The 6,617-nt window shown below is 74.5% G+C and carries 6 protein-coding genes and 1 pseudogene; 1 reads left to right on the top strand and 6 read right to left on the bottom strand.

From position 1 onward, the window contains the following. The 5 genes and pseudogenes from FM076_RS17335 to FM076_RS17315 form a co-directional block, all read right to left on the bottom strand. A pseudogene (locus FM076_RS17335) lies at positions 1-768 on the bottom strand (hypothetical protein); the annotation flags it as partial. A 96-nt stretch (positions 769-864) separates the two neighbouring features. Further along, the gene (locus FM076_RS17330; RefSeq protein WP_173871798.1) at positions 865-2,442 is read right to left on the bottom strand and encodes a polyamine aminopropyltransferase; all 1,578 of its coding nucleotides are present in this window, start codon (positions 2,440-2,442) and stop codon (positions 865-867) included. A gap of 39 nt (positions 2,443-2,481) precedes the next feature. Further along, complete coding sequence (locus FM076_RS17325; protein ID WP_173871796.1) at positions 2,482-3,042, bottom strand: DUF2617 family protein; 561 nt, start codon at positions 3,040-3,042, stop codon at positions 2,482-2,484. Between the two features lie 336 nt (positions 3,043-3,378). Continuing rightward, positions 3,379-3,633, bottom strand: a complete 255-nt coding sequence (locus FM076_RS17320) for a hypothetical protein (protein WP_173871794.1) — start codon at positions 3,631-3,633, stop codon at positions 3,379-3,381. Position 3,634: 1 nt separating this feature from the next. Continuing rightward, entirely contained in the window at positions 3,635-3,895 is a 261-nt protein-coding gene (locus FM076_RS17315) for a hypothetical protein (protein WP_173871792.1), read from the bottom strand. A gap of 330 nt (positions 3,896-4,225) precedes the next feature. Here FM076_RS17315 and FM076_RS17310 point away from each other — a divergent pair, with 330 nt between their 5' ends. Next, positions 4,226-5,431 carry a pyridoxal phosphate-dependent aminotransferase gene (locus FM076_RS17310; protein WP_173871790.1) on the top strand — a complete coding sequence of 402 codons (1,206 nt, stop codon included), beginning with the start codon at positions 4,226-4,228 and terminating at the stop codon, positions 5,429-5,431. A 48-nt stretch (positions 5,432-5,479) separates the two neighbouring features. On the opposite strand, the gene FM076_RS17305 is transcribed toward FM076_RS17310, so the two are convergent. Next, the gene (locus FM076_RS17305) at positions 5,480-6,154 is read right to left on the bottom strand and encodes a DUF4232 domain-containing protein (protein WP_173871789.1); all 675 of its coding nucleotides are present in this window, start codon (positions 6,152-6,154) and stop codon (positions 5,480-5,482) included. Between the last annotated feature and the right edge of the window lie 463 nt (positions 6,155-6,617).

Here is a 6,617-nt window from a genome sequence, read left to right as displayed (position 1 = left end):
CCAGCGCCTCGGCCGCGTCCCGCTCGCGCGCGGCCCGTCCACCACCTCGTCCTCCTCGTCCCTGCCGAGGGACGAGGGCGGAATCTCGGTCTCGAACAGCGGGGTGCGCTCCGGCTCGGACGGGCGGTCCGGTTCGCTCTCCGGCTCCGGGATCCCGGGAATGGCCCGCTCGTTGTCGTCGGGCGCGCCGATGCCGCCCACCACAGGCGCGGTGTCGCCCCCGCCGCCGGTGCCCTCCGCCTCGGGGCTGCCCGGGGGCGGCTCGTCGCGGATGCTCTCCCCGAGCGCGGCGGCGAACCGGTCCAGCAGCCGCACGCCCGCCGAGGAGGCGGTCTTCTCGTCGAGGGCGGAGAGCCTGCCGGTCCCGGTCACGGTGCCGACGCACACCAGCGCCGTGCCCTCGCCGTCGTCGGCCGAGCGGGGCTCGACGGTGAGCGCCAGTTCGACGGTGCCGTCGCCGCGCGCCTCGGTGCCGCTGCCCTCGACCTCCAGCCGCTCCAGCGCGTCGGGCGCCGCGGTGGTGCCCGCGGGGCCGTGCGGGGTCAGGGAGAGGGTGCCGCGGTAGGTGATGGTCGAGCCGCCGACGCGCACTTTCAGACGGCCCGTCACCTCCGCGCCCGAGGGCCCGGCCCCGGCATCCGGCGCACTCCCGGTGCCGTCCGCCGGCTCCTCCTGCAGCCCGGGCACACAGCGGGCGACGCGCGCGCTGTCGGCGAGAGCGGCCCGTACAGAGCCGACGGAAAACGGAACGTACACCTCGTGCTCCATGGGGCGGAGCTTATTACTCCTCAGTCCGGCCCACATATGACTGCGCCGGTTCTTTCCGGTGACTGCGCCGGTTCTTCCCGGCCCGGTTCGCGGGGCTCAGCCCGGGTAGCGCGGGTGCATCAGCGTGGACGGCGGCAGTTCCTCGGCGCGGTCCCGCGGACCCACTCCGGCCTTGCCCGGGGCGGGGCCGCCCTCCGTCCCGCAGCCCCTGTCCGCGGTCCGGGCCCGCCGGGCCAGCAGGAAGCCGTCACCACCGCCGCCACCACCGTCCCGGCCGTACGCGGCCCCGCCGCCACCGCCGTACGGGCAGGGTGGCAGGCCCGCGGCTCGCAGTGTCGCGACGACGGTCCCGTACGCGCGCGGGTGCGCGGCCGGCGAACCGGCCCGGACGGCCAGCCGGCCCTCGGCGCTGAGCGCGCGGGCGGCCAGCCCGAAGAACTCCTGCGAGTACAGCTTGGGGCTGCCGGCGGCGGCCGGCTCCGGCAGGGCGGAGACGATCAGGTCGTAGGGGGGAGCACCGGAGCGGGTGCGGTCGCGCAGCCAGCGGAAGGCGTCGGCCTGTTCCACATGGACGCGCGGATCGTCCAGGGCGGCGCCGTTGAGAGCCCGCAGCCCCGGGTCGCGGCGGGCGAGCCGGACGACGCCCGGGTCCTTCTCGACGACGGTGACACTGCGCACCCCGCGCTCGCGCAGCACCTCCCGCACGGCCAGCCCGTCGCCGCCGCCGAGGACCAGCACCCGGCCGTGCGGGCCGCCCGCCACGGCGGGGCGGACGAAGGAGCGGTGCGCCCCGGGGGCGCGCCGGCCCGCCACGGCGAGCCTGCCGTCCTGGAAGAGCCGCAGCTCGCCCGCGTCGGGCCACTCCCGGCGCGTCGCGCCGCCGGTCAGTACGAGTTCCTGCTGGCCGGTGTGGACCGCGACGCGGATGTCGCCGCCGTAGACGGCTTCCCGCGCGGCGCGTTCGAACGGGGCGACGACCAGGAAGCCGGCGATCAGCAGCGCCAGCGCACCGGCGTTGGCCGCCAGCAGCCGCCAGCGCACCCGCCTGGGCAGGTCGTTGCGGAAGAGCCACTGCACGACCAGGCCGCCCGCCAGGGCGTTCACCACCCCGGTGAGCAGTCCGCCGGTCAGCTGGCCGCACAGCGGCAGCAGCAGGAAGGGGAAGGTCAGCCCGCCGACGAGCGCGCCCACGTAGTCGGCGGCGAACAGGTCGGCGAGCGCGCCCCCGGGGTCCTGCTCGCGGATGCGCTGGATGAGCGTCATCAGCAGGGGCATCTCCGCGCCGATCAGCACTCCGATGGTGAAGGAGATCAGCACGAGGGCGACCCGCGCCCCGCCCAGCCAGGCGAAGCACGCGTACAGCCCCATGGCCGAGCCCCCGCCGACGAGCGCGAGCAGCGCCTCGACGTATCCGAAGCCCGCGGCGGCGTGGCAGCGCAGCCGCTTGGCGAGCAGCGAGCCGACGCCCATCGCGAAGACCATCACGGACAGCACGACGGACGCCTGGGTGACCGAGTCACCCACCAACGAGGAGGCGACGGCGACGAGTTCGAGTTCGTAGACGAGGCCGCAGGCCGCGCACATGAACACCGAAGCGAGGACGAAACCGCGTCCGAGCCCGGCGGGGACGGGCAACCGCGCGCTGTCCGCGGTGGGCTGGGGACGGTCGATCATGAGTGCACGCTACGTCACTCTTCGGACACCGAAGGTCACTCACATAGGTGCTTCCACCGGGTTCAATCCCGAACACCCCACCAACTGGGCGCCGATGGCGCTCGCGGCCACCCGGGTACGGGTCGAGACCAGGCAGCCCTCCTGAGGGTAGGAGTGCCAGGTGCGCCAGCGGATCTGGCCCTCGTGGCGCTGGACGAGCAGGGCCGTGAAGGCGCTCGGCGCCCCCGGGAAGGTGCCGGCCAGTCCGTGCGGATGGTCGGCGACCAGCGCGAGCAACTCCTGCGCGCGCCCCGTGAACGAGCCGGGGGAGAGCCGCTCGACCCGGGCGGCGAACTCGTACTCCCACTCCCCGAAGCGCTTGGAGACACCCAGGGGAAGGGGGGTGCTGCTGCCCGGCATACAGGCGACGGTCTCGGAACAGCTGCCGTACTCCTCGTCCAGCAGCACCTGGTGCGAGGCGCCGAGCAGCCTCAACTGCACGCGGGCGCCGTTCAGTTCGACGTCCAGGCACGCGAGCGCGGGGAGGGGCTCGCGGCCCAGTGCCCAGGCGAGGTCGTGTGCGCGGGTGTCGGTGTAGGCGGTCTTCAGGGTGGTGAGCATGCGTCGGCTCCGCAAACACGCAGGGAGGGTGGGCCGGCCCACCCCTCGAGCACCCGAGGCCCCCGGGCGGACGGGCCCGGAAGCGGTCGGGGACGACAGTTCAGGATTCACCGAACCACGGAATGCGCCGCGTCCTCAGCGCTTTTACCCAAGTTCTCCGGATTTCCATCCCATAGGTATGGAACAGGTCAGGTGTTCCCTTCCTGACGCCCCTCGACCGCGCCTCCACGCCCCTGCGACCGCCCGTCGGCCCCGGCGCGCGCGCCGCCGCGCACGCTTATCGACCGCGCGCCGTCCACAGCGGCCACCGGCCCGTACGCCCCGGCCGCGCCGCCCTCAACTGCCGCCGCCACCGCCCCCGCCGCAGCCACCACCGCCACCGCACGAGGACCCACCGCCGCAGCCACCACCCCCGCCGCACGAGGAGCCCCCGCCGCAGCCGCCGCCCCTGCCACCGCCACCGGCCCACCACGAGCGCCGCCTGCGGCGCCGGTAGGCGGGCTTGCCGTTGGCGATCCGGACGACCGCGACGATCACCTGGGCGAAGGCCCCCAGCGCGACGATGCCGAGGACCGGACCGAGCTGCTCCATCTCAGCACCCGCCTCCTCCGCCACCGCCGCCGCAGCCACCACCGCCGCCACCACCGCCGCCGCACGAGGAGCCGCCACCGCAGCCGCCGCCCCCGCCACCGCCGCACGAGCCACCGGAGCCGGAGGAGCTGTCACCGCCGCCGGCCCACCACGACCCGTGCGAGCCCCGGTGCTGACCGTGCGGGGTGTCGGCCGACTTTGCGAGCGCCGCCACCAGGGCGAACACCCCCACGACGCAGATGAAGATCACTACTGATGCCATGCGGACCCCCTTCGAGGTCTCGGTTCCCTGCTCCCGTCGGTGCGCCGGTCAGCTCCCGTCACCACCGCCTCCCCTCCCGGCGGTCCGGACGGGACGTCCGGTCACCGCCCCGAAGGCGACAGTCGCCCTGCCCTTGCCGATGGCTGCCTCGTCCTGGCCCATGGCTGCCTCGTCCTGGCCCATGAAGGAGTCCCCCTGCCCCCGTCGGCCCGAATTCCCCTGAGCCGCGACCGAGTTGCGGCCGTTTCGGGCTCAGGCGGCTCCTGCCCGGGGTCCGGCGGCCGCAAAGCACAGTTGAGGAAGATAAGAGGTTGCCGGAGGATGGCCGCCATGACTGCTGGCCACGCTGTTGCCCCGGGCGGGCGTCCGCTGCTCAACCGCCGCCTCGCCGAGTTCGGCACCACCATCTTCGCCGAGATGTCCGCGCTCGCCGTGCGGACCGGCGCGATCAACCTCGGTCAGGGCTTCCCCGACACCGACGGTCCCGAAGCGGTGCGCGAGGCCGCGGTGCGCGCGCTGCGGGACGGGCGTGGCAACCAGTACCCGCCGGGCCCCGGAATCCCCGAACTACGCGAGGCCGTGGCCGCCCACCAGCTCCGCTTCCACGGTCTGCGCTACGACCCGGACACCGAGGTGCTCGTCACCGCGGGCGCCACCGAGGCCATCGCCGCCGCACTGCTCGCCCTCGTCGAACCGGGCGACGAGGTCATCGCCCTGGAGCCGTACTACGACTCCTACGCCGCCTCCATCGCCATGGCGGGCGGCACCCGCGTGCCCGTCACCCTGCGGCCGGACGCCGCGAGCGGCAGCTACCGCCTCGATCTGGACGAGCTGCGTGACGCGGTCACCGACCGCACCCGCCTCATCCTCCTCAACACCCCGCACAACCCCACGGGGACCGTGCTGAGCCGCGACGAGCTGACCGCCGTCGCCGAGCTGTGCGTCGAGCGCGACCTGCTCGCCGTCACCGACGAGGTCTACGAGCACCTCGTCTTCGACGGCACGCATCTCCCGCTGGCGGGCTTCCCCGGGATGCGCGAGCGCACGGTGACCATCTCCTCCAGCGGCAAGACGTTCTCCTTCACCGGCTGGAAGGTCGGCTGGGTCACCGCCGCCGCGGCCCTGGTGACCGCCGTCCGCGCGGCCAAGCAGTATCTGACCTACGTCTCGGCCGGGCCCTTCCAGTACGCCGTCGCGGAGGCCCTGGCACTGCCCGACAGCTACTACACCGAGCTGCGCGAGGGGCTGCGGGCCCGGCGCGATCTGCTCTCGGAGGGGCTGCGCCAGGCCGGGTTCGGCGTCTTCTCCCCGGCCGGCACCTACTTCGTCACCACCGACATCCGCCCGCTGGGCGTCACCGACGGCGTGGAGTTCTGCCTCTCCCTCCCCGAACGCGCGGGCGTCGTGGCCGTACCGACCCAGGTCTTCTACGACAACCAGGCGGCGGGCGCCCCGTTCGTGCGGTTCGCGTTCTGCAAGAGGGAGTCGGTGCTGTCCGACGCGGCGGCCCGGCTGCGGAAGCTCGCACACGGCTGAGCGGTCCGTCCGCGGCGCCGCCCCGGCACCGTCCGCACGGTCCACCACCTACTGCTTGCCGGTGCCGACGGGGTCCACGATCACCTTCTGGTCCGCGCCCACCTCGACCGGCAGGGAGAGGCTGACCGGCAGGGTCTTGGAGTGGGTCTCGTTGGGCGGGGTGACGACCATGGCGCTGACGTACGCGCCGGTGCCGCCGGTGTTGTTCGGCGGGTAGTGCAGGGTGAAGCGGGTCGACTCGCCGGACCGGAGCGTGACGGTGGGGGCCGGGACGTCGCTGCGCTTGGCGCTGAGGGGCCGGCCCGCGTCCTGGGACCTGAGGTCCACACCGGGGAAGCCCTTGAGGAAGCAGGCGTCGCCGGTGTTCTTGAGCCTGACGATCAGGTCGCCCTCGCCCATGCCGTGGGAGGTGCTGAAGGCGAGGTTCGCCGTCTTGCAGGAACCGGTGGTGATCTTCCCGCCGCCGCTGCCCGGGGCGGCCTGAGTGGCGTCCTTCCCGGCCTCGCTGCCGCCGCCGGAGGTCCCGCCGGAGGACGTGGTGGAACCGCCCGTGGACGAGGAGGACGAGGAGGAGCCGCCGCCCGGGGACGAGGAGGAGCCGCCCGAGGAGGCGGAGGGGCCGGAGACGTTCGAGCTGGCGGAGTCCTCGTTCCCCTGGCAGGCGGTGAGCGAGAGGCCGGCGGCGAGGGCCAGGGCGGCGAGGGTGACCTTCTTGGCGCGCATCGTTTTCTTCCTTCGCGGTCGGTGCCGGCTGCCCGGCACGGGTGAGCGTTTCCGATCACTCCGATCCGCGCGGCCCGGGGTTTGTTCATCCCCGGCCGCCCCCCTTACAGCCCTGTTACACAGTCCCGGGGCACCGGACGCCCCCGCCCACGGGCCGTCCGCGCCCCGCTTCCCCCGCCGCCTCCCGGCCCGCCGACCCCGTCCCGCCCCGGAAGCAGCGCCCGGAAGCCGTTCCGGGCCGCCGCCACGATCCCGCTGCCAGCCGCCAGTCGGCACCCCTTCCCGCGGGCTCCGGCACCGGGTCCCGCGGCGGCCGGCCACCGGGACGGTTTCGTGACCGTCCGGCCCTTGCCCCGCGACCGCGCCTTCCCCGCCGTGCCCCGCGAAGGACTTCCGGGCCGGCTCCCGGCGGGCTCGACGGGCTTCCGGCGGGCTTCCGTCAGCGGGCGCCGCCGACCCCCCC

Source organism: Streptomyces albus subsp. chlorinus (assembly GCF_013302895.1).
In the GTDB taxonomy this organism is placed as follows: Bacteria; Actinomycetota; Actinomycetes; order Streptomycetales; family Streptomycetaceae; genus Streptomyces; species Streptomyces chlorinus.
Note: the sequence above shows the minus strand (reverse complement) of the source record. Positions and strands in the feature narration are given on the sequence as shown.

Excerpts from the sequence above, each read along its gene's own strand:
- FM076_RS17330 (WP_173871798.1), bottom strand. The coding sequence starts at position 2,442 with ATGATCGACCGTCCCCAGCCCACCGCGGACAGCGCGCGGTTGCCCGTC.
- FM076_RS17325 (WP_173871796.1), bottom strand. The coding sequence starts at position 3,042 with ATGCTCACCACCCTGAAGACCGCCTACACCGACACCCGCGCACACGAC.
- FM076_RS17320 (WP_173871794.1), bottom strand. The coding sequence starts at position 3,633 with ATGGAGCAGCTCGGTCCGGTCCTCGGCATCGTCGCGCTGGGGGCCTTC.
- FM076_RS17315 (WP_173871792.1), bottom strand. The coding sequence starts at position 3,895 with ATGGCATCAGTAGTGATCTTCATCTGCGTCGTGGGGGTGTTCGCCCTG.
- FM076_RS17310 (WP_173871790.1), top strand. The coding sequence starts at position 4,226 with ATGACTGCTGGCCACGCTGTTGCCCCGGGCGGGCGTCCGCTGCTCAAC.
- FM076_RS17305 (WP_173871789.1), bottom strand. The coding sequence starts at position 6,154 with ATGCGCGCCAAGAAGGTCACCCTCGCCGCCCTGGCCCTCGCCGCCGGC.